Origin of the sequence: Kribbella sp. VKM Ac-2571 (assembly GCF_004362255.1) — a bacterium.
Classification (GTDB): Bacteria; Actinomycetota; Actinomycetes; order Propionibacteriales; family Kribbellaceae; genus Kribbella; species Kribbella pratensis.
In genome coordinates, this window is record NZ_SNWS01000003.1 from 579,365 (window position 1) to 600,828 (window position 21,464).

Consider the following 21,464-nt stretch of genomic DNA (forward strand, 5'->3'; position numbering starts at 1 on the left):
GGTAAGGCATTCCCCGCTCCTCAATTCGCTCGGGCGACTTTGACCAGATCGATTGCGGCCTGCATTAGCGGCGCAAGATCGCTGGTCTTAGGTTCGTGGCCGTCTAATGCATAAACCGGCTCTGCGAATACGCGTCGCCCAAAGTGCTCACGCAGGAGTTCACGCTTCTCGGTTGTGAGGTCAGCCGAATATGCGTCGAAGGTTCGCAATTGCACTGACATTACAGATGCCCATCGTGCCGCCTTCCTATGGTGCGCAGATTCACGTGCGAGGTACCCGAACGCGGTGAGGCTGGACAGGCCGATGCCCAGATGTGCGAGTGATGATCCGAGACTGGTTGGCAGGAAGGCTGCCGTATAAATGGAGAAGGCCACAACTGCACCTAGAACTCCGAGCGCGAGACCGCGATATCGGGTCGCACCGGACATCTCCGTTTCGCTGTACTCCTTAAACGCCTCCGACAGTTTTCCTTCTGCGACGACGCCCGCAGCTTGTTTTACAGATTCGGCGATCTCCTCGACGCTCGCCGCCGACTTACGGAGTTGCATCTCAAGCCGCGCATCTTCCGCCGCGTTCTTGGCTTGCACTTGAATGCGCTCAAACTTTTGAAATTCGGGAGGATTCGCGGCATCTCTGCCGAAGTATTCCGCGAGTCGATCGGCAGTGTAGCGATCGGTGGTGTAAGCCAGGTCGAACGCTCTGAATGGATCCCACTCAGGATTCGCGACCAGTAGGGTCACATTTGCGGCCAATGAAGACACGACGCCAGCATCAAACGACAACGCCACCTCTTGCGCCCTAGCGTGTGCTAGATCGCCACCCTCGATGGTGAATATCTTCAACAACCTGCTTACAGCCTCACCAAGCCGGACGGCGCCAGGGGGGTTGACTCCCACCTCCCTGAGAGTGACCTCGGTCAGTCCCTTGCGCGCCGCGTCCAGCTCCTGCACTGCTTGCAGGAGTTGCGGGCTGATTTGCTGCAGGCTCACTCTGTCCCCTTCGTCCGCAGCTCGTGATCGAGCTGTGGCATCTGCCCCTACTGCGTCGAGCAAACCCTAGTCCCGACCCGTGCCCGACCCGTGCCCGATCCGTGCCCGATCGGACGGCACACGCCGCGCAACTGCGGTCAACAGCGGTCACCCAAGCCCGGAGGACCGTGTGTGCGACGCCAGGCGTGAGCCGTCCGGGTGTGACAATTCTGTTCCCAAGCTGACAGTGCGGGTTCGATTCCCGTCACCCGCTCCATTTCTGAGCAGGGCAAAAGTCCAGGTCAGGTGGATGTTCACCGGGATGCCCGGGTGCCTCCTTGTCGCCGTACCGGTCGTGAGCTGGTGGAAGGTCCAGCGACGATCGGCAGGCCGGACGCCGTCCGTCGTAAGGTTGTCGAGATGACCCAACCCGGACTGACACAAGTCTCGCCTGCGCTGGTCGACAAGCTCAGGCAGAGCACTGACGACCAGCGGCATCAGCTCGTTGAGCGGGTCTGTGTGCTGGCTGTTCGGTGCGCGGACGTGGCGGATCCGACGCTCACCGAGGCGCTGAACGCGATCCGATCGAGAAGCTTCGGAATCCAGGATCTTCGGAGCCGGCTCGATGCCCTGACGGGTGAATTGGACGAGATAGCTTGGGGGATCCAGGATCGGGTTGACGCTGGAGATGCCAGCGCGGACGAGTATCGCCGCGCGTTCGTCAAAGCACGTGCGGTGGCGGCCATCGCATTCGCCCTGGACGGCTCGCTGGCCGCATCGTTCGACTCGCTCTACGAGGCATACCACGCAATCGATAGCCGGGATGATTTCCTGCGCGCTGTCGCGGACTAGATGCGCTATGCCGTCGGCTGGTTACGGGATCTTTTTGAATGGGGGGTTTGGGGTTGGGAAGTCGGCTGCGCTGGAGCATGTTGGGGATCTGCTTGCGGGTGCCGGTCGGCCGTTCAGTCTGATGGACGTTGACTGGTTCCACCGGTCGTGGCCGCCTGCTGAGCAGGACAATGCTCTGATCGAGGCACACAACATCGCTGCGGTTTGGAAGTCCTATCGGTCGGTGGGGCCGCGCCAGTTGGTTATGTGTGGGGTGATCAGTGCCGCAGCCGATCGAGAGCGCTACGAGGCCGCGGTCGAGAGTCCTCTTCGTATGGTTCGTCTTACCGCGAATGCCGACATCACCAGGAAACGACTGCGCGGCCGGTACACCGCGAGTCAGAGGTCGGCGTTGGAGTGGCACCTGGAGCGCTGCGACGAGATCGCCGCGCGCCTCGACGCCGCGGATCTGGACGAATTGGTCATCGACACCAGCGCGCTCGAGCCGCAGGAGGTGGCTGCGCGCACGCTGCGCCACTTCGGTCTGCTCGACAACTCAGAGTAAATCGATCGTTTGCGTTGCTCGGTGCAGTTCGTCGAGCTTGCCGGGAAGGTCCCGCAGAGTCCTGCCGATGGCGGTTTCGATCGTCGGGAGGTCGCCCATCCATCGAGCTGCTGTGGTCTCCGCGAGTGAGACGCGGATTCGCTCGCCGAGCACCTGGATGACATTTCTCGCGACACTGAGGAAGAGGTCCGCGTCGGCCCACCCGAGATCGCCGCCTGCTGCGACGTACGCGGTGAGGATTCTCTTGATCTGCTGGGGTTCACCGCCTCCGAAGATGTACGCCGACCGACCTGCCTCAAGGGCTGCGCTGTCGGTCCGGACGCTGTCCCAGTCCACTAGTACTGGACCGGATGGAGACGTGACGATGTTGTGGGTCTTGAAGTCGCCATGCGTCGTCACGAGATCCGGTACGTCGTCGCAGAGTTCGGCGATGCGTGCTGTGACCGCGAGAATGCGTGGAAGGCTGTCCACAAGACCTGCCCATAAAACGTCGCGCTGCCGGGCCTTGGCGAACCAGCCCTCCCAAGTTCCCGGTGGCTGCACCGATTGCCGCCACCACTGAGGCAAGCCCGCCCGACCCAGTGGCTGCAGTTCATGGACCTTCGCCATCGTCCCGCCGAGCCAGGCCGAGATGTCGGGCTCGGGCGTTCGGTGGTCGATCCAGCGGTAGACGCGGAACAGCCGATCCTCGATGCGGGTCACCCAGCCAAGAAGAGGATCGGTTGGCGCGATCGGCTCTGGCATGTCTACGCCGGACGCGAGTGCCTGGCGCTCGAATGCCATCGCGAATTCCAGTTGGCGCACATCCGCGGCAGTGAAGTATCCCTTGACGAAATAGCTCCCGGTTGCGGTGTTCAGCCGCCAGGCATCGGCGTCGCCGCGCCGGACGTGGATGAGGTCGCCGTCCGGTGTGCCCAGATCGAAGGCGAGCGCGATTTCTTCTGAACTAGGCATGGTTCAAATGGTTGACCTAGGTTCCGTAGACCTCGAGTTCGACGATGCGGGAGTAGGTGTGGTCGTTGCCGTCGAGGCAGAGGATACGTACAGCCTCCGCCTGGACCGGGTCGAAGGTCGATGTGACGTGACCCAGGGTGTTGCCGCGGACCTGTGTGACGGTCTGCCATACGCCGCCGACCTTCGCCTGAACGTCCCAATCGCGTAGGCCGTTGAGCCGTGCCGGGTACTTCGCCGAGTCGAGCGTGTAGAGCTCTACCCGGTTCACGGTGGCCGGCGCCGACAGTGCGACGTCGTACGTGTCGGGGAAGACCGCGCGGGTGCCGTCGTTCCAGCCGGTCAGGGTGTCCCAGTGTTCTGGGTCCTTGTCGCCGTCGACGGCGCCGCAGAGGGTGAAGTTGCCGTGGGTGGAGGACGCCGTCGCCTGCTCGCCGAGTGCGAGGTTGTCGCCGGGGCCCTTCGAGGGCAGCGGTTCGACCGTCACCGGCACCGTGACCCGTGACCGGTCGACCTCGACGCCGATCTGATAGCTGCCGGGCTTGGTGTCGCGCGGGACCCGGACCTCGACCGGTGCGGAGACGGGCTGGTCGGGATCGACCGCGGGCAGCCACGAGGAGAAGAGTGTGCGGGACAGCTGCAGCGGGCCGGTCGGCTCGAGCGTCAGGTCGGCGTACCGGTCCTGGCTGCCGGTGTTGGTCATCGTCAGATTCAGCGTGCTGGGCAGGCACGGGAGCCCGACCACGCTCAGCTGCTCGGGAGCGACGCTCACCGCGACGTCGGAGGTTGCTGCCACGTCGGAGGTTGCTGCCACGTCGGAGGTTGCCGTAGGCATCGAACTGGAGCCGAGTACGGCGGCCGCCAGCAGCGTGCCGGCCGCGACGACGGTCTGTCGGGGGATCCTCATTTCTGCACCTCCGCGATGCCGGGGCGGCCGTCCTCGACGAGGAGTTTGGCCCGAGTGCTCACGGTGCCGCCCTGGACGGACACCTTGTCGACGACGCGGTAGTCGGAGACCCATCGCTGCGGTGTGATGGAGCAGCTGACGTACCCGCGCTGGAAGTTGCCGAACTTCATGTGCGGGTTCTCCCGCAGCAACGTCGCGCCGCCGGCGTCGAGGTCCTCACCGTCGATCCCGGACGTGATCGACGTACCGACGAACTCGGCACCGACCGTCGCCGACGCTGGGTCGTTGAAGTCCAGCTTCAGGTCCGACGCCACACTGCGGTGCAGGTCGCCCGCGATCGACACCAGGTTGCGAACCTTGCGCTGTACCGCGCCGCCGAGGATTCGGTTCCGGGACGCCTCGTACCCATCCCAGGTGTCCATCGGCACCAGCACCTCCGGCCCGTCCTTCGTGTCGAGCCGGGCGATCGCGGTCTGGTGCGCCAGCACGTTCCAGCGCGTCTGCGACGCCGCCCACCCGTCGAGCAGCCACTTCTCCTGCGCGTCACCGGTGATCGTGCGCGCCGGGTCGGCCGTCTCGGGTCCTGGGGCTTTCGTGCCGTCGCCGTACGCCTGGTCCGACCGGTACTGGCGCGTGTCGAGCACGTTGAACTCCGCGAGCCGCCCGTACCTGATCCGCCGGTACAGCTGCATGTCCGGCCCCTTCGGCAATTGCGCGAGCCGCAGCGGCATGTGTTCCCAGTACGCGCGGAACGCGTTGGCCCGGCGTACCCGGAACTGGGCCGGCGGCGCACTCGGATGCGCCTCGTCGGCCCAGTTGTCGACCACCTCGTGGTCGTCGAGCGTCACGATCCACGGCGCGTTCGCATGCGCGCTCTGCAGATCCGGATCCAGCTTGTACGCCGCATACCGCTGCCGGTACTCGTCCAGCGTCACGGTCTGCTGGGTGATGTACGGCTCGTTCGAATGCGGGCGAATGCCGCGGTCGATCCCGAACTCGTAGATGTAGTCGCCGAGGAAGAACACCACGTCGTGGTCGCGCTTCGCCATGTCGGCGTACGCCGTGTACCAGCCCTCCCACCACGCCTGGCAGGACGCGAACGCCAGCGACAGCTCAGGAACGACAGCGTCGTACGCCGGTGCGGTCTTGGTCCGGCCGACCGGGCTGAGCTGCCCGTTCACGCGGAAGCGGTACCAGTAGTGCCGCCAAGGCCGCAGACCCCGTACGTCGACGTGCACCGAGTGACTCGCCTCGGGCCCGGTCCTGGCCGTGCCGGAGCGGACGATCCGGCGGAACTGCTCGTCCTCCGCGACCTGCCACTGCACCTCGACCGGCCGCCGATCCATCCCGCCGAACGGCGCGAGTGGATCGGGGGCCAGCCGGGTCCAGATCACCACCGCGTCCGGCAACGGATCGCCGGACGCGACGCCGAGCGTGAATGGATCGCGCCGGTCCACCCGGCCGGTCCAGCCCGCTGCGGCCGTCTTGATCTCCGGAAGACTGCCGCTCAGCGCGAGCGCCGCCGCTGCTCCGCTGACGGTAAGGAAGTTGCGTCGTGTAGTCGGCATCGGCACCCACCCACCCGATCATCCTGAGGTGATCACATCCGTAACGGGAGATTACGAGAAGTTCACACAACAGGGTGGGAAAATGACCGATTCCGGCCTACTTCACGATCTTGCTAGCCGGCGGCGCGGTGATGTTCACCGGCTTGTTGTAGTCGGACATGGTCATCACCATCGACACGCCGCTGAGGTCGAAGGTCATCCGCCGGACCAGGTGGGACTTGTCCAGCCACATCGAGTAGGTCAGTGTCTTCGGCAGCCCGGCCGGGACCTTCTTGCCCTGGAGGGCCAGCGCCTTCGCGGTGTTCACCGTCACGGCGTACCGGTCGAGCTGCTCCCCGCCGATCGTCTCGGTGCGGACGAACTTGGCGTCGACCATGCTCTTGTCGAAGGACTTGTAGATCTTGGTCGGGTCACCGCCTTCGATCAGCTCGGTCAGCTGGTCGTTGAGGCCGGACGCGACCTTCTTGTACTTGCCGGCCGGCGTGAGTCCGGGGATCGAGAGGTAGGCGGTCTTCCCGATCACGACGATCTTCGCGGTCTTGCCCTGGAACGCCGCACCGGACATCTCCATGGACATCGCGACCGGGTTCGTGGTCTGGACGCCGTCCATCGTCATCAGGGGCGAGCCGTTGGCGGTGACCGTGCCGACCGTGTGCCAGGCCTTCTGCTTGCTGACCGCCGTCGTCATCGCGGGGACGAATGTCACGCGGTTCAGGCGGGCGACCGTTGCGGGCTTGGCCGGTGCGGTCGTGGTGGTGGCGGCCGGCTTGGGTGCGGTCGTCGTGGTGGCCGGAGTCGTCGGCTTGTAGCCGGTGGCCTTGGGCTCTCCGCCACAGGCAGCGAGGCCGAGGGCGAGCGGTACGGCGGCCGCGGTGGCCACGACGGCACGGAACTTCATGATGCGTTTTCCTCCCAGATGATGCAGACGGTGGATCTTATGGTCTGGACCACCCGGGGAGGAAGTGTTTTGCAGCTAGTTGCAGATCAGCTTTCCCCACGCTTTACGGAAGCGAGCAGGAGCTGGGCGACGTCCTGGACCTCGACGGACTCCCGGGCCGATCCGTCGGCCTGCTTGGCAGTGAGGCCGTCGGACAGCATCACCCGGCAGAACGGGCAGCCGGTGGCGATCTTGTCGGCGCCCGTCTCGACCGCCTCGGTGGTCCGGTTCAGGTTGATCCGGGTGCCGAGCTTCTCCTCCATCCACATCCGCGCGCCGCCGGCGCCGCAGCAGAACGACTTCGTCTGGTTCCGCGGCATCTCGGCGTACTCCGCGCCCGGGATGATGTCGAGCAGCTCGCGCGGTGCGTCGTACACCTGGTTGTGGCGGCCGAGGTAGCACGGGTCGTGGTAGGTGATCTTCTGGCCGTTGAGCGAGCTCTCGGCCGGCGCGACCGGGGTCAGCTTGCCGTCGCGGACCAGCCGGTTCAGCAGTTGCGTGTGGTGGATGACGTCGAGCTCGACGCCCAGCTGGGAGTACTCGTTCTTCAAGGTGTTGAAGCAGTGCGCACAGGTCGAGACGACCTTCTTGACATTCGTCTCCTTGAAGACCTCCGCGTTCTGCATCGCCAGCTGCTGGAACACGAACTCGTTGCCGGACCGCCGCGCCGGGTCACCGGTGCAGGTCTCGCCGTCACCCAGTACGGCGAACGAAACGCCGGCGATGTTCAACAGCTCGGCCACCGCCTGCGTGGTCTTCTTCGCGCGGTCCTCGAACGCACCGGCGCAGCCGACCCAGAACAGGTACTCGACCTCGTCCAGCGACTCGACGTCCGAACCGACCTGCTTGACCTCGAACGGCAGGTCCTTGGCCCAGTCCATCCGGCCGGACGGGTTCATGTTCCACGGGTTGCCCTTGTTCTCCAGGCCCTTGAACAGCCCGTTGAGCTCGGACGGGAACGACGACTCGATCAGCACCTGGTACCGGCGCATGTCCATGATCGCGTCGACGTGCTCGATGTCGACCGGGCACTGCTGCACGCACGCACCGCACGACGTACACGCCCACAGCGCATCCTCGTCGATGACCGCGACGTCCGCGGGCCCGACCAAGGGCTTGTCCTGCTCGGCGAGCACCAGCTCAGGCAGCGACTTGCGGGCGTCGTTATCGGCGGCCAGCAGGTACGGCGCCTTGGCGTACGCGTGCTCGCGCAGGTTCATCATGATCAGCTTCGGCGACAACGGCTTGTCGGTGTTCCACGCCGGGCACTGCGACTGGCACCGCCCGCACTCGGTGCAGGTGGTGAAGTCGAGCAGGCCCTTCCAGGTGAAGTCCTCGACCTTGCCGACACCGAGCGTCGCGTCCTCGTCCAGCTCGTCGATGTTCTCGAAGTCGATCGGGGCGCCGTTGACCGAGATCGGCTGCAGCGCGCCGAGCGCCGTACCGCCGTCGGCCTTGCGCTTGAACCAGATGTTCGGCCAGGCGGTGAACCGGTGCCACGCCACGCCCATCGTCGCGTTCAGCGAGATCGTGATCATCCAGGCGAACGAGATCAGGATCTTGACCATCGCGACCAGGTAGACCGCGTTCTCCAGACCGTGCTGGCTCAGCCCGCCGAAGAGTCCGCTGCCCAGGAAGAACGTCATCGGGAAGTGGAACTTGTCGCCCGCTCCGAGCTGGTACTCGAGACCGCGCAGCAACAGGATGCAGATCAGTACGCCGAGGATCGTGTACTCGACGTAGTAGGCCTGCCAGGACACCGACCCGTAGAACCGCGAGTACCGGCCCTCCTCGCCGCCCGAGCGACGCGGCAGGTTGCGCAACCGGATCGCGATCAGACCGATGATCGACAGCAGGCCGGTCCAGCTGAGCGCCTCGCTGACCCACTCGAACACGAACCAGTGCCCGATGATCGGCAGTGCCCAGTGCGGGTCGAAGAGCTGGCCGAACGCTGTCACCAGCGTGAGGAACAGCCCGATGAACCCGAACGCGACGAACCAGTGCATCACCCCGATGTGGCTCCACTGCAGCATCCGGGTGTGGCCGAGGCTTTCCTTGATCAGGGTGACGGTCCGCTTGCCCGGCTCATCGGTCCGGGAGACCGGCTGACCGAGCTTGATCACGGACACGATGTGCCCGATCGTCTTGCCGAACAGCGCGACGGCGACGAGGGTCACCGCGAGCGAGACGACGATGGCGAGGATCTGCATACCAGCGATGTTATTGGTCGGTTACCCGTCAGTCATGTCTGTGTAGGGCTCGTCACGCCGCCAATTCGGCTGTCATCGAACCGACACACAGCGTTACAGAAGATTCGTTGCCCTCGAGATGAACCGATCCGTAAGTTTCTAACTACTGCAACCGCAGTATCTGTCAATCGGTTTCGGTGGGAGAGAACCATGCGTCTTCATCGGGGAATCGCTGCTGGAGTACTGATCGCGACCGGTCTGGTGGTGCCGGCCGCGGCGAGCGCGGCACCGGCCGTGGCCAAGAAGTGCGACACGAACACCGTCTACTGGTACACCCGCGGCGGGCACGAGGTGTACGTCGGCACGAACCTCTACAGCGACTGGATGGAGGGCCCGGGCCGGATCACCTACCAGAAGACCGCCACCTCGGAGTCGAACTCGTCCTGGTCGGGTGACCTCGGGGTGAGCATCCCGCTGGTGATCGCCGAGATCCAGAACAAGTACTCCAAAACGGTCGGCAAGTCCCACGCCGTCACCGACAGCTGGTCGTACACCGCCGAAGTGCCGGCCAACAAGGTACGCCGCCTGCATCAGCTCAAGCAGTCGTGGCGGGTCCAGGTCGTGCGCTGGAAGTACACCACCAGCGACTGCAAGAAGACCAAGGAAGTCAGCAACAAGACCGCCACCTTCCCCACCAAGAACCGCGACTACCTGTGGATCCTCGTCGGCCGGGAGTAGATCTCAGTCGAGCAGTCGGGTGAGGCGGGCGGCGACGCCGGCGCGGCGTGGATCGTCCGTCGGCAGGCCGGCGGCGAGGGCCTCGAAGATTTCCAGGTCCTCGGCGCCGGTGGCGGTCTGCGCGAACTGCCACAGCAGGTCGGGGTTGCGCGCATCGAGGGCCGCGCGGCGGAGGGTGGCGTCGAGTTCGTCACGTTCGGCCCGCAGTGCCGGTGCGTCCGAGCGGGCCAGCAGTGGGCCGGCGTACAGGTCGAGGGCCTTGGTGAGGTCGCCGTGGCGGAGGGCTTTCTGTACTTCGGTCACGTCGCCGGTGACGTCGGCGATGATGCGGTACGGCTTGGTGTCGAGGACTCCGCCGCCGAGCAGGTTCCGGAGGCGGTGCATCTCGGCGCGGACCGTCGTCGGGTTGCCCTCGTCGCCGTACAACTGGAGCATCAGCTGCTCGGCCGTGAGGCCGGTCGGCTGCAGTAGTAACAGTGCGAGTACTTCGGCGCGCCGCAACGTCAGCGCGATCTCGCGGCCGCCGACGACCGCGATCGGCTGCCCCGAACCGAGCAGCTTCAACCGCAACGACGGTCGCGTACGGCGGACCGGCGTACCGGGCATGCGGAGCAGGAAGCCCTCGTCCAGGCGCTCCACCAGACCTTCCCGGCCGTCGCCGAGGTCGATGCGGTCGGCGCCGTCCGGTACGACGAGGCGGTCGGGCAACCATTCGAGCGGCTGGACGGCGAGCACGCGGCCGGTCGGGGTCAGCAAGGCGCCGGGCGCGTCGCCGAGCGCCATCAGGTGCCGCATGTTGCGGGCGCGCAGCATCTCGTCGGCAGCGGCCATCCGGACCTTCAGCTGTCCTTCGGCGAGCTGAGCCGCCGCGGTCACCAGGGCGACCATGGCCGGGTGGACCGTGCGCAGTGGTCCGGAGACGTCGACCGCCCCGAGCAGCTTGCCGGTGTCGGGATCGTGGACCGGCGCGGCGGCGCAGGTCCATTCGTGGATCCGGCGGACCAGGTGCTCGGCCGAGTGGATCTGGACCGGTTGGCCGACGGCGAGCGACGTACCCATGCCGTTCGTCCCGATCTTCTCCTCCGACCAGACTGCGCCCTCGGACAGCGCGATCCGGTCGGCCTGGCGTTTCACCTCCGACGATCCCTCGCGCCACAGAATCGTTCCCTGCGCGTCGGTGATGATCATGATGTGCGACGCTTCGTCGGCGATCGTGGTCAGCGTCTGCCGGAGCACCGGGAGGACGGCCTGCAGCGGGTGGTTCTCACGGAGCGCCGCGACCACGTCCGGGTCGACGATCACCGGCGGCGCGTCGAGCTCGGGGTCCACCGCGGCCGCCAGAGAGCGCTCCCAGGAGGCGGCGACGAGCGGTCGCGGGTCGGCCGTGGCCCGGCCGCCGCTGAGAACCTCGTCGTACAACTCGCTCAACCGGCGGGCCTGATCCGGTGCGTCCATGCCGCCTCACTCCGCGCTGCAACGTCGGTGCAACGTTCATTCTCCTACCTTCGGTTCAACGTCGGGTATCCGAAGGAGAACCAATGACGATCTTCGCAGCTCCTGGGCAGGATGGCAGCCCGGTCACGTTCAAGTCGCGCTACGACCACTACATCGGCGGCGAATGGGTGCCGCCGGTCAAGGGCGGGTACTTCGAGAACCCCACTCCCGTCACCGGTGAGACCTTCACCGAGATCGCTCGCGGTACGGCGGAGGACGTCGAGCGCGCCCTCGACGCCGCCCACGGTGCCGCGCCGGGCTGGGGACGGACGTCACCGGCCGAGCGGGCCAACGTCCTGAACAAGATCGCCGACCGGATCGAGGTCAACCTCGAGTTGCTCGCGGTCGCCGAGTCCTGGGACAACGGCAAGGCCGTCCGCGAGACGCTGGCCGCCGACCTGCCGCTGGCCATCGACCACTTCCGGTACTTCGCCGGCGCGCTGCGGGCCCAGGAGGGATCTGTGTCGGTGATCGACGACAACACGATCGCCTACCACTTCCACGAGCCGCTCGGCGTGGTCGCGCAGATCATCCCGTGGAACTTCCCGATCCTGATGGCGGTCTGGAAGCTGGCGCCGGCGCTCGCGGCCGGCAACGCCGTCGTACTCAAGCCGGCCGAGCAGACCCCGGCCTCGATCCACGTGCTGCTCGAACTGATCCACGACCTGCTGCCGCCCGGCGTACTCAACGTCGTCAACGGGTTCGGGGTCGAGGCCGGCAAACCGCTTGCCTCGAGCAACAGAGTCGCCAAGGTCGCGTTCACCGGTGAGACCACGACCGGCCGGCTGATCATGCAGTACGCGTCCGAGAACATCATCCCGGTCACCCTCGAGCTCGGCGGCAAGAGCCCGAACGTGTTCTTCGCCGATGTCGCGTCGTCCCGGGACGACTTCTACGACAAGGCGCTCGAGGGCTTCACGATGTTCGCGCTGAACCAGGGTGAGGTCTGCACCTGCCCGTCGCGGGCGCTGATCCAGTCGTCCATCTACGACTCGTTCCTGGACGACGCGGTGGCCCGGACGCAGGCCATCAAACTCGGCAACCCGCTCGACACCGACACGATGATGGGCGCGCAGGCCAGCAACGACCAGTACGAGAAGATCCTCGCCTACATCGAGATCGGCCGCGCCGAGGGCGCCCGCGTCGTGACCGGCGGAGCGCGCGCGGAACTGGAAGGCGACCTCGCCGGCGGGTACTACATCCAGCCGACGGTCTTCGAGGGCGACAACAAGATGCGGATCTTCCAGGAGGAGATCTTCGGCCCGGTCGTCGCGGTGACCAAGTTCGACGACTACGCCGACGCGATGAAGATCGCCAACGACACGCTGTACGGACTCGGGGCGGGCGTCTGGTCGCGGGACATCAACACGGCGTACCGGGCCGGCCGGGAGATCCAGGCCGGGCGGGTCTGGACGAACAACTACCACGCGTACCCGGCGCACGCGGCGTTCGGCGGGTACAAGAACTCCGGCATCGGCCGGGAGAACCACAAGATGATGCTCGACCACTACCAGCAGACCAAGAACCTGCTGGTCAGCTACAGCCCGTCGAAGCTCGGCTTCTTCTGATGGTCGAACGGGTGTCGCTCACGGACGAGGCGGCGCACTGGCTGCGCCGCCTCACCGGGATGCACGGTCCGCTGATGTTCCACCAGTCCGGTGGCTGCTGCGACGGCAGCTCGCCGATGTGTTACCCGGACGGGGAATTCATCACGGGGTCGGCGGACGTGCATCTCGGTGATCTCATCGTCGACGGGGTAGACGATCCGATCGGCTTCTGGATGTCCGCGAACCAGTACGAGTACTGGAAGCACACCCAACTCACCGTCGACGTGGTGAAAGGCCGAGGCAGCGGCTTCTCGGTGGAGGCCCCCGAGGGCGTCCGCTTCCTGATCCGCTCCCGCCTCTTCACCGACACAGAGTCCGCCGAACTAGGACTCCCCTGATCGAGTGCCGACCGTCCGGTGGCGTTGCCGGACGGCCGGCACTCTTCTATTTCCCGAGTACGGCGGCGTAGATCGCCGAACTGTCCCGGTCGGCATCGGCATCCTTCAACTCCAGAATCCGTCGCCGCTGCCCGTCGCTCGCTCCCTTCAGGCGCAACGCCTCAGCCACATGCGGCCGCTCCACCACGTGCAGCCAGAAGGTCAGGTCGATCTTCCAGTTGTCGGTATGCAGCACGACGTAGAACCGCTCATCGGTCACCGCCGGCGTAGGCCGTCGTTCCCCCCGCTCATCCCGAAGGTCGAGGCTGTTCAACTCCACCCGGCCGGCCAGGGTGATCAGGCCGTTGAGGATGGCGGCGGTTGTCGCGTTCGGTGCGTCGAACATGACGTCGAGATCCCGATCGACCATCAACCCCGACAGCGCGCTCCCGATCAGGACCGGCTCCCATGGGAACGCAGTGCCGAGGTCCAGGAGGTGGTAGAGCTCCTGGGCCTCGGCCTGCAACGCCTGCGCGCGCTCGACGAGGGACATGCCTCGACGGTAGGCGTCAGGTTGTTGCGATCACCAAGGGTTTTCCGGGGTGGATCGGGGCGTCGATCGAGTAGGTGGTGCCGTCGATCGTGATGGTTCGGAGGTCGAGGTGGCCGGCTTTGCAGGTGATGGTGAGGGTGGTGCCGTCGTGGGTGGTGGTGGCCCAGCCGGTGTTGGTGGTGAAAGGGAACTGCCAGGTGTTGCCTGATCGGGCCAGGGGGAGGGGCGCGAAGGTGATGGTCTTGGTGATCGCGTTGTGGCGGTAGCCGGTGAGGGCTTCGAGGACGGACCAGCCCGCGGCGTTGCGGATGTAGTGGTCGCCGCATTCGATCGGGTTGAACGGGTTGCGGCGGGTTCCGTCGTACCTGGTCCAGAGGCCTTGCAGGATGGACAAGCCCTCATCGGTGAGGCCTTCGTAGAGGCAGTGGGCGGCGACCTGGTACTCCGAGCCGGTCCAGACCTCGTCGCAGTACCGCGTGGGGATGTCGGGGCGACCGCCGTGTGGCCAGGTGCACATGAGGAGTCCGGTGTCGTCGCCGTCGGCGAAGACGCGGTACGGGTGGTCGAAGTCGCGGAAACCGGTCCGCAGGTTGTGCCGTACGACGTTGCGCAGCGCCGTACGCACGTGGTCCTCCGGGAGCAGGTAACCGAGGTCCAGCTGGTGCGCCCACCACTGCCCGATCAGCTGGTCGGCCAGGCAGCCGTCGCCCCACTGGAAGTCACGGGTCTCGTCCGGGTCCAGGACCTGCCGGTAGTACTCGCCGGTGAAGAGCAGTTCGTCGTACGCCGTGCTGCCCGTGTCGAACAGGCTGCGGTACTCCTTGGCGTCCTCACCGAGCAGTAGCGCCATCTCCTCCGCCGCACGCAGTGCAGCGAGCCACAGCGTGCCCATGAACGAGTTGACACCACACAGGTCGATGTCGTGCGTACTGGGCTGGATGCCACGCAGTACGCCGTCCCGCAGCCACTTGCCGTGGATGTGGTCGAGCAATCGGACCACCTGAGGCCAACGTCGACCCAACCAGTCCAGACCGGCGCCCTGCAGTACCTCTCTATATGTCTTGAGTACCGCGCCCAGCATGCCGTCCAGGGCCGGCTCTTCCGGGCCACCGATCACCACGTCCCACAACTGCTTCACGTAGAGCGGTGCGCGGACCCGGTGCGGGATGTACCCCTCCGGTGCCTGCATGACGTCGTACTCCGTGTCACGCATGTTCTGCTCCAGCGCCGGGAAGAGGCGCGACAGGGTCTGCTCGTAGTTCCACACGTGCGTGCAGTTGAGTGGACACGAGCCGCCGTACCGGCCGCCCCACATCGCGGTGGACGCGCCGAGAACGCCTTCGAACCCGAGTACGTCGCCGTCCGCGGTCTGGAAGACGGTTGGACTCCGTACGTCGGCCGCTAGCGCTGCTAGCCGTGCACCGGCCTCGCCGGGCAGGCTGCTCTCCTCAAACGCCTCTGTCCAGGCGGTCGTCAGTGTTTCCAGTTCGGACCAGTGTTCGATGAAGTGGTCGGCCGCGGCGACGGCGTCCGGCGTACGACGGGTGTACGCGTTGCCGAGCCAGAAGCGGGTGTGACCGTACTCCGGGTGCGGTCCGAACTGGTTGAAGTCGACATATCGGTTCGGGAAGTGCCACGCGATCAGGAACCGGACCTTGGCGGTCTCACCTGGTCGGAGGTTGAACGGCACCGCGAGGCCGCCGTTCCAGGTGGTGCCCGGAGCGCTGGCACCACTCGCCTGGTGCACGGGACCGTTGAGGAAGGCAACCAATTCGTCCGGGCGGGACCATTGCGGGTGAGTGAACGCGTCGGAGTCGGTCGCGAGTACCAGCTGCCCGGAACCGGGGTGATCGAGAGGCAGGGTGGTGTTTTCGAGGACGAGTGAGGTCCAGCCGGCGCCGCGACGGGTGCGGTTCGTGTTGCCGCCGTACAGGCTGCAGGTCACGCCGTCGACCGGTGTGACGCCGTCCCAGCCGACCGAGTTCTGGAGCGCGGTTGCGAGCTTGCCGTGGATGGCGATGCCACCTGGGTTGTGCAGCGTGAAGGTGAACCCGACGACGGGCTGCGAGCTGGCGGCGGCGTCCGACGGCACCAACGGGTTGAACACGTCCAGGCTGATCTCGATCGGCAGGTCGGTCGCGTAGTCCACATGTGCCTGGGGATAAGTGGCGGTCACCTTGGTCGGGCCGATCGGGCGGATGACCTCGTGCAGCCGACGTTCACCTGTGGGTACGACGTCGTCGGTGACGAGCGGAGTGTCTGACGGGTCCAGTGGTGGACCTTGGAGGAGGCGGATCTCGTCGAGGGGCGGCTCGATCTGGGAGAGGCGGATCGCGAAGAAGCTGTCCGGCACATGTCCTTCGTGGTTGCCGATGTTGTGCAGCTGCCATTGCCGCAGCGCGCCGTTGCCGGCCAGCGCGACGGTGCCGGTGCCGAGACCTCCCAACGGCAGTGCGAAGTGTCGAAGGTTCTCACCGGTGTAGTGCATGTTTCTCCGTCCCATAAGAAGTCCAGGTGCCGGCAGAGGCGAACAACGCCACCGGACCGGGGGCGAGCAGGAGTAGTGACGCGGTAACCGAGGTCCCGAGTACCAACGCTACGAAAACGAGTGCGAGTACGCCGAGTGGGACCAGCGGAGCTCGGGCGACCAGGTGGAGTGCGGTGAACCAGAGTGTCTTGCCGCGCAGTCCTGTGGTGACACGCAGGCTGAACGCGTAGCAGGAGGCGAGTACTAGCAGCACGCCGGCACAGCCGCTGACTGCCAGGGGGAGGGCAAAGAGCGGTCCGGCGTACAGCTGCCAGTTCAGTAGAGCGAGTGCGGTCACTACCGCCGGGACCGCACCTACCTCCAGCCCTGCTAGGGCATGCCTTCGCAGGTTCTTCAGCAGTAGGACGACGCCACCGCGGTCTTCGCGAACTACTGCATCCGTGGTGGCAATGACAGCTGCCCAGACCGGGGCGATTGCGAATGTTGCGAGCAAGACGCTAGGTGGTGATAGCCCTGGGCTGAGGAAAAGAGCAAAGGCGGCGGCTGTGCCGACGAGGGCTCCGGCGGTGGCCAGGAGCGGGAGCTCGTGCCAGAGCGCCTTGAGCGCGGTCGGGAGGTGGTCGCGCGTGGCGCGGGGGTGGTTGGTCATACGCGGAGGCCCGTTGACGCGATCGAGGCGATGAAGGAGCGCTGGAAGATCAGGAACAGGACGAGGATCGGTAGCACCACCAGGGTGATCGCGGCGAACAGTACGACGGCCGGACCGCCGCCGACCGCTCCCTGCAACGACACCAGCCCGACGGGCAGCGTCATCTTCTCCGGCGACGACAGGAAGATGTACGGCCAGAAGAAGTTGTTCCAGGACGCCTCGAAGACGAAGATCCCGAGTGCCGTGAGCCCCGGTCGCGCGAGCGGCAGGATCACCCGGAACAGGATCCAGAAATGCCCGGCGCCGTCCATGATCGCCGCCTCGTCCAGCTCCCGCGGGATCGACGCGATGTACTGCCGCAGGAAGAAGATCCCGAACACGTTCACCAACGCCGGCAACCAGATCGCCACCGTCGTGTCCACCAGATGCAGCCAGCGCATCATGATGAAGATCGGCACCACGGTCAGCTGCACCGGAACAACTAGCGCTGCTAGCAGAACCGAGAAGATCTGGTCCCGCCCCGGGAACCGCAGCCGGTTGAACGCGTACGCCGCCAGCGCGCTCGTCAGCAATGCGCCGGCCGTCGTGATCACCGCGATCTGCAGACTGTTCCATGCCATCCGCGCGAACGGGATCAGGTCCGGCACCTGCTGGAAGTTCTGCAGCGTAGGCGGTCGCGGAATCCACCGCGGCGGCAGCTGGAACGCGTCGATCGGCTCCGACAGCGCGTTCACGACCAGCCACACCAGCGGCGCGATCATCACCACCCCGCCGAGCACCAGCACGAGGTCGAGCAGCTTGCCCCTCACTGGTGGACCCACCTTCGGCTCAGGCGGAACTGCAGGCCCGTGACGACCATGATCACGACGAACAGGACGAGTGACAGCGCGGCGGCGTACCCGACCTCGAAGGACTGGAAGCCCTTCTCGTACGTGTACTGCACGATGCTCCGGGTCGCGCCGTCCGGGCCGCCCTGCGTCATGATCACCATCGGGTCGAAGATCTGGAACGCGCCGATGAACGTGATCACCGTGGCGAAGAAGATCGTCGGCGACATCACCGGCAGCGTCACGCTCCAGAACCGCCACCACGCGTTCGCGCCGTCCACCCGCGCCGCCTCGTGCAGCTGCGCCGGCACGGTCTGCAGCCCGGCCAGCAGGATGATGAACGTGTATCCGATCGTGTGCCACCAGTCGACCACGATCAGCGTCGGCAACGCGAGCGTCGGCGAGGCCAGCCAGTTCGTCGTCGCCGAGAGGTAGTAGTTCGCCAGCCCGAACGCCGGATCCAGGACGTACTTCCAGATCAGCGCGACCGCGGCCCAGGACACCAGGAAAGGGAAGAAATAGGCGGTTCTGACGAAGTACTTCGTTCCGCGCGTCATCGTCCGGTGGACGCCGAGCGCGAGCAGCGTCCCGATCCCGATATGGGTGACCACCGACGCGAGAGCGAAGACGAACGTGTTGATCACGGCGCGCACGGTGGCGCCGTCGGTCACGAGTTGCCTGAAGTTGTCCAGACCTGCGAATTCCGGCGTACTCAGCAAATCCCAGTGGAACAGGCTGAGCGCGAAGGCGGCGACCAGAGGCCCGGCGACGAAGACGACGAAGAGCAGGATGGCCGGGCTGATGAACAGATAGCCCGGCAGCCAGTCACGACGTTGGGGTTTCAGACCAATCCCTCCAGCGTGGTCTGGGCCTTGCCGAGTGCGTCGGCCGGTGCGGCGTTGCCGGTCAGCACCTGCTTCCAGCCGTCCTCGATCGCCTTCTGTACGGCGGCGCCCTTGTCCGGCGACGGGATCGGGGTCGCGTAGCTGAGCGCCTGGTAGAGGTACTCCGTCCCCTTCGGCGCGTCATCGAGGAACGACTGGCTGTTCGCGATCGACTTCCGCGCCGGGACGATGGTGCCGCCGAGCTGGGCGAACGTCGACGAGCCTTCCTTTGAGATCAGGAACTTGATGAATGTCCAGGCGTCGTCCTTCTTCTTCGACGCCTTGAGGATCGGGTACCCGTTCCAGCCGACCGGCGAGCCCTGCTGCACCTTCACCGGCCAGGGCACGATGCCCATCTTCGACGTCGCCTTCAGGTTCCGGATGCTGATGATCGGCCAGCGGCCGCCGCCGAACATCGCCAGCTTGCCCTGCGCGGCCGCGGTGAACGCGTCGAACGTGCCACCCGGCGGCGGCGACAACTTGTCCGCGACCAGCTTCCGGTTGAATTCCGCAGCCTCGATCACGCGAGGGTCGTCGTATGTCGGCTTCGACCAGTCCTCGGAGAAGCTGCTGGTCCCGTTGGTGAGCAGCCACGGCATGATCGCGGCGAAGTATGCCGAGTCGGCGGCGTACCCGAAGGCTCCGGTCTTGGCCTTGATCTGCTCGCACGCGTGCCGGAAGTCGTCCCACGTCCATTTCGCGGTCGGCTCGGGTACGCCGGCCTTCGCGAACAGGTCCTTCGAGTACCACATGCACATCGTGTTGAACTCGCCCGGCAGGTAGTACGTCTTGCCGTCGGTGGAGGCATACTTCTTGTCCCACTCGATCAGGTTCGGGTCCATGTCGCCGTAGTACTCGTCGATCGTCGACTGGTCCTTCTTGATGTAGTCGTCGAGCGGCGCGAGCAGGCCCTTGGACGCAAACAGCCGCTGGCCCTCGGTGGCGATCTGGATGACATCCGGCACCTGGCCGCCGGCGATCCGGGTGGAGAGCTTGTTGAAGAAGTCGCCCCAGTTCGACAGCGGGATGCCCTCGGCCTTGAGCTTGATCTCCGGGTGCTGCTCGGTGAACTTCGCGAACAGCTTGTTCCAGGTCGCCTGCTGCTCGGCCGTGCCCATGTAGACGAACGACAGTTCCTTGGTGGACGCGCCGCCTCCGCTGCCGCCGCCTCCGCAGGCGGCCAGCGATGCGGCGAGCGCCGTACCGGCACTGGCCTGGAGGAAACGTCGTCTGCTGAGCAGGGCTTGGTCCATGACGAAACCTCCAGGCAGGGAAATCGATTTCTCAGAGATCCCGGCAGCATAGTCCCGGAGGCTGAAACCGTGTCAAGGGTCGGCGCTCCGGAAACTCAGGGGGAAACCTTCATCGGCTCGCGCACCCCTCGTGACGCCGCGATCACGCGCAAAGTCCGGTCCAGCCGGGGCGGTTGTCACGGGATCACCCATGACATTTGTCAGTGGTCCGATCGCTGGCTTCCGGTGCTCCGGCGGACGCACGATGCGATCACCCCCAAATCAAGCCGGCCTCCGCCCCACCGGCCCAACGGGACCGTCCGCGGAGGCCTGCCCCAACCTCGAGGAGTCCAGTTGAGGCAACGGATTCTCGTCTCCGCCCTGGGTGCCGGCGCACTTGCCGTCGTCGGACTGACCGCAGCGGTGTCGAGCGCATCGGGAGCCGTCGCGGCGCCCACCCCCTACACGGCCGGGAAGCATGCCGCCAAGGTCTGCTCGGCAACGACGGCCGCGCACACCGCGACGTGCATGGCGGTCAAGCTGGTGAACGACAAGGGTGTCGCACCCGCGTCCACTGCACCGCCGGCGACCGGTCTGACCCCGACCGGCCTGCGCGACGCCTACAAGCTGAACGGTCTCAGCGCCGGCGGCCGGACGGTCGCGATCGTCGACGCCTACGGCTACCCGAACCTGGAGCGCGACCTCGGCGTCTACCGCTCACAGTTCGGCCTGTCGGCGTGTACGACGGCCAACGGCTGCCTGAAGGTCATCGACCAGAACGGCGGGACGGCACTGCCCCGGTTCAACGTCGGCTGGGCCGGCGAGCAGGCGCTTGACGTCGACGCCGTGTCGGCGGCCGCACCGGACGCGAAGATCGTCGTCGTCCAGGCCAAGTCGGCGAGCTTCGCCGACCTCGGCGCCGCGGTCGTGACGGCGTCCAAGCAGCCAGGAGTCGTTGCCATCTCCAACAGCTACGGCGGTGGCGACGCGTCGGACGCGACGTACGGCAGCTACTACAACCACCCGGGTATCGCGGTCACCGCCTCCACCGGTGACAACGGCTACCAGGGCGGCAGCTACCCGGCATCCTCGTCGTACACGACCGCTGTCGGCGGTACGTCGTTGGTTGCTGCTAGCAACACTCGCGGTTGGAGCGAGAGCGTCTGGGACGGCGCCGGCTCGGGCTGCTCGACGTACAACACGGCTCTGAGCGCCGCGTCCTCGTTCGACACCGGATGTTCGAAGCGTGCGATGGCCGACGTGTCCGCGGCGGCCGACCCGTCGAAGGGTGGCATGGCGATCTACTACCCGACGAGCAAGACGGCGTCGACCTGGGCACAGTTCGGCGGTACGAGTGAGGCCGCGCCGATCATCGCGGCGGTCTACGCGCTGTCCGGCAACACGGCCGGGTACGCCAACGCGTTGCCGTACGCCCACCCGGGCTCGCTGTTCGACGTGACGAGCGGCAGCAACGGCACCTGCCCGACAACCCAGTGGTGCAACGCCCGCACCGGTTGGGACGGTCCGACCGGCCTCGGTACGCCGAACGGCGCCGGAGCCTTCTGATCCGACACTAGGAGCGATCGACCGGTAGCTAGGTGCAACCGGCCGATCGCTCCTAGTACTGTTCCGAACACGAAGGACAACCCTCGACTCCGCGACATTCCGGTGATTTCTCTTCCCCGGACCCGTCGGCAGCCTTAAGGTCAGCCCCCGGGGACGGGTCGTGGAGGGCGACCCGCGAACACGAACTTGATGG

At 66.0% G+C, this 21,464-nt stretch carries 19 protein-coding genes; 6 read left to right on the forward strand and 13 right to left on the reverse strand.

Annotated features, from left to right (window positions below; all coding sequences use genetic code 11):
* Positions 1–20 precede the first annotated feature (20 nt).
* Positions 21–989, reverse strand: a complete 969-nt coding sequence (locus tag EV651_RS10225) for a hypothetical protein (protein ID WP_133784410.1) — start codon at positions 987–989, stop codon at positions 21–23.
* A gap of 399 nt (positions 990–1,388) precedes the next feature.
* Here EV651_RS10225 and EV651_RS10230 point away from each other — a divergent pair, with 399 nt between their 5' ends.
* Complete coding sequence (locus tag EV651_RS10230) at positions 1,389–1,820, forward strand: hypothetical protein (RefSeq protein ID WP_133784412.1); 432 nt, start codon at positions 1,389–1,391, stop codon at positions 1,818–1,820.
* Between the two features lie 121 nt (positions 1,821–1,941).
* Complete coding sequence (locus tag EV651_RS10235) at positions 1,942–2,364, forward strand: hypothetical protein (RefSeq protein WP_133784414.1); 423 nt, start codon at positions 1,942–1,944, stop codon at positions 2,362–2,364.
* On the opposite strand, the gene EV651_RS10240 is transcribed toward EV651_RS10235, so the two are convergent.
* The 5 genes from EV651_RS10240 to EV651_RS10260 all read right to left on the reverse strand — a co-directional run bounded on the left by EV651_RS10240 (position 2,356) and on the right by EV651_RS10260 (position 8,937).
* A complete protein-coding gene (locus tag EV651_RS10240) occupies positions 2,356–3,318 on the reverse strand; it encodes an aminoglycoside phosphotransferase family protein (protein ID WP_133784417.1) in 963 nt (320 codons plus the stop codon). The two genes, EV651_RS10235 and EV651_RS10240, sit on opposite strands and share 9 nt — an antisense overlap.
* 16 nt (positions 3,319–3,334) lie before the next feature.
* Complete coding sequence (locus tag EV651_RS10245; RefSeq protein ID WP_202870251.1) at positions 3,335–4,222, reverse strand: discoidin domain-containing protein; 888 nt, start codon at positions 4,220–4,222, stop codon at positions 3,335–3,337.
* Complete coding sequence (locus EV651_RS10250; protein WP_133784419.1) at positions 4,219–5,790, reverse strand: alkaline phosphatase; 1,572 nt, start codon at positions 5,788–5,790, stop codon at positions 4,219–4,221. The genes EV651_RS10245 and EV651_RS10250 overlap by 4 nt, the downstream gene beginning before the upstream one ends.
* 97 nt (positions 5,791–5,887) lie before the next feature.
* Entirely contained in the window at positions 5,888–6,688 is an 801-nt protein-coding gene (locus tag EV651_RS10255; protein ID WP_133784421.1) for a hypothetical protein, read from the reverse strand.
* Between the two features lie 86 nt (positions 6,689–6,774).
* Positions 6,775–8,937 (reverse strand): (Fe-S)-binding protein, encoded by a 2,163-nt coding sequence (locus EV651_RS10260; RefSeq protein WP_133784423.1) that lies wholly within the window; start codon positions 8,935–8,937, stop codon positions 6,775–6,777.
* Between the two features lie 189 nt (positions 8,938–9,126).
* Here EV651_RS10260 and EV651_RS10265 point away from each other — a divergent pair, with 189 nt between their 5' ends.
* Complete coding sequence (locus tag EV651_RS10265; RefSeq protein ID WP_133784425.1) at positions 9,127–9,654, forward strand: hypothetical protein; 528 nt, start codon at positions 9,127–9,129, stop codon at positions 9,652–9,654.
* Positions 9,655–9,657: 3 nt separating this feature from the next.
* On the opposite strand, the gene EV651_RS10270 is transcribed toward EV651_RS10265, so the two are convergent.
* Entirely contained in the window at positions 9,658–11,109 is a 1,452-nt protein-coding gene (locus tag EV651_RS10270) for a GAF domain-containing protein (RefSeq protein WP_133784427.1), read from the reverse strand.
* Positions 11,110–11,192: 83 nt separating this feature from the next.
* On the opposite strand from EV651_RS10270, the gene adh reads away from it, so the two are divergent.
* Positions 11,193–12,716 carry an aldehyde dehydrogenase gene (gene adh / locus EV651_RS10275; protein ID WP_133784429.1) on the forward strand — a complete coding sequence of 508 codons (1,524 nt, stop codon included), beginning with the start codon at positions 11,193–11,195 and terminating at the stop codon, positions 12,714–12,716.
* A complete protein-coding gene (locus EV651_RS10280; protein WP_133784432.1) occupies positions 12,716–13,093 on the forward strand; it encodes a DUF779 domain-containing protein in 378 nt (125 codons plus the stop codon). Before adh ends, EV651_RS10280 begins: the two co-directional genes overlap by 1 nt.
* Before the next feature lie 46 nt (positions 13,094–13,139).
* Here the strand turns inward: EV651_RS10280 and EV651_RS10285 are convergent, their stop codons facing one another.
* The 6 genes from EV651_RS10285 to EV651_RS10310 all read right to left on the reverse strand — a co-directional run bounded on the left by EV651_RS10285 (position 13,140) and on the right by EV651_RS10310 (position 19,726).
* Complete coding sequence (locus EV651_RS10285) at positions 13,140–13,625, reverse strand: hypothetical protein (RefSeq protein ID WP_133784434.1); 486 nt, start codon at positions 13,623–13,625, stop codon at positions 13,140–13,142.
* Between the two features lie 16 nt (positions 13,626–13,641).
* Complete coding sequence (locus EV651_RS10290; RefSeq protein ID WP_133784436.1) at positions 13,642–16,113, reverse strand: GH116 family glycosyl-hydrolase; 2,472 nt, start codon at positions 16,111–16,113, stop codon at positions 13,642–13,644.
* Positions 16,097–16,762 (reverse strand): hypothetical protein, encoded by a 666-nt coding sequence (locus EV651_RS10295; RefSeq protein ID WP_133784438.1) that lies wholly within the window; start codon positions 16,760–16,762, stop codon positions 16,097–16,099. Before EV651_RS10295 ends, EV651_RS10290 begins: the two co-directional genes overlap by 17 nt.
* A complete protein-coding gene (locus tag EV651_RS10300; protein WP_238156783.1) occupies positions 16,759–17,571 on the reverse strand; it encodes a carbohydrate ABC transporter permease in 813 nt (270 codons plus the stop codon). The genes EV651_RS10295 and EV651_RS10300 overlap by 4 nt, the downstream gene beginning before the upstream one ends.
* Entirely contained in the window at positions 17,568–18,233 is a 666-nt protein-coding gene (locus tag EV651_RS10305; protein WP_238156784.1) for a carbohydrate ABC transporter permease, read from the reverse strand. Before EV651_RS10305 ends, EV651_RS10300 begins: the two co-directional genes overlap by 4 nt.
* 197 nt (positions 18,234–18,430) lie before the next feature.
* Positions 18,431–19,726: an extracellular solute-binding protein gene (locus tag EV651_RS10310; protein WP_133784442.1), complete on the reverse strand. Its 1,296-nt coding sequence runs from the start codon at positions 19,724–19,726 to the stop codon at positions 18,431–18,433.
* A gap of 333 nt (positions 19,727–20,059) precedes the next feature.
* Here EV651_RS10310 and EV651_RS10315 point away from each other — a divergent pair, with 333 nt between their 5' ends.
* Positions 20,060–21,271, forward strand: coding sequence for a peptidase S8 (locus EV651_RS10315; RefSeq protein WP_133784443.1), 1,212 nt, complete (start codon positions 20,060–20,062; stop codon positions 21,269–21,271).
* Positions 21,272–21,464: the final 193 nt, after the last annotated feature.

What these genes read in the sequence shown, in the direction of transcription:
- EV651_RS10280 (WP_133784432.1), top strand. Translation starts at nt 12,716, where the DNA reads ATGGTCGAACGGGTGTCGCTCACGGACGAGGCGGCGCACTGGCTGCGC.
- EV651_RS10290 (WP_133784436.1), bottom strand. Translation starts at nt 16,113, where the DNA reads ATGCACTACACCGGTGAGAACCTTCGACACTTCGCACTGCCGTTGGGA.
- EV651_RS10230 (WP_133784412.1), top strand. Translation starts at nt 1,389, where the DNA reads ATGACCCAACCCGGACTGACACAAGTCTCGCCTGCGCTGGTCGACAAG.
- adh (WP_133784429.1), top strand. Translation starts at nt 11,193, where the DNA reads ATGACGATCTTCGCAGCTCCTGGGCAGGATGGCAGCCCGGTCACGTTC.
- EV651_RS10310 (WP_133784442.1), bottom strand. Translation starts at nt 19,726, where the DNA reads ATGGACCAAGCCCTGCTCAGCAGACGACGTTTCCTCCAGGCCAGTGCC.
- EV651_RS10245 (WP_202870251.1), bottom strand. Translation starts at nt 4,222, where the DNA reads ATGAGGATCCCCCGACAGACCGTCGTCGCGGCCGGCACGCTGCTGGCG.
- EV651_RS10285 (WP_133784434.1), bottom strand. Translation starts at nt 13,625, where the DNA reads ATGTCCCTCGTCGAGCGCGCGCAGGCGTTGCAGGCCGAGGCCCAGGAG.
- EV651_RS10235 (WP_133784414.1), top strand. Translation starts at nt 1,942, where the DNA reads ATGGACGTTGACTGGTTCCACCGGTCGTGGCCGCCTGCTGAGCAGGAC.
- EV651_RS10260 (WP_133784423.1), bottom strand. Translation starts at nt 8,937, where the DNA reads ATGCAGATCCTCGCCATCGTCGTCTCGCTCGCGGTGACCCTCGTCGCC.
- EV651_RS10240 (WP_133784417.1), bottom strand. Translation starts at nt 3,318, where the DNA reads ATGCCTAGTTCAGAAGAAATCGCGCTCGCCTTCGATCTGGGCACACCG.
- EV651_RS10255 (WP_133784421.1), bottom strand. Translation starts at nt 6,688, where the DNA reads ATGAAGTTCCGTGCCGTCGTGGCCACCGCGGCCGCCGTACCGCTCGCC.
- EV651_RS10265 (WP_133784425.1), top strand. Translation starts at nt 9,127, where the DNA reads ATGCGTCTTCATCGGGGAATCGCTGCTGGAGTACTGATCGCGACCGGT.
- EV651_RS10270 (WP_133784427.1), bottom strand. Translation starts at nt 11,109, where the DNA reads ATGGACGCACCGGATCAGGCCCGCCGGTTGAGCGAGTTGTACGACGAG.
- EV651_RS10250 (WP_133784419.1), bottom strand. Translation starts at nt 5,790, where the DNA reads ATGCCGACTACACGACGCAACTTCCTTACCGTCAGCGGAGCAGCGGCG.
- EV651_RS10295 (WP_133784438.1), bottom strand. Translation starts at nt 16,762, where the DNA reads ATGACCAACCACCCCCGCGCCACGCGCGACCACCTCCCGACCGCGCTC.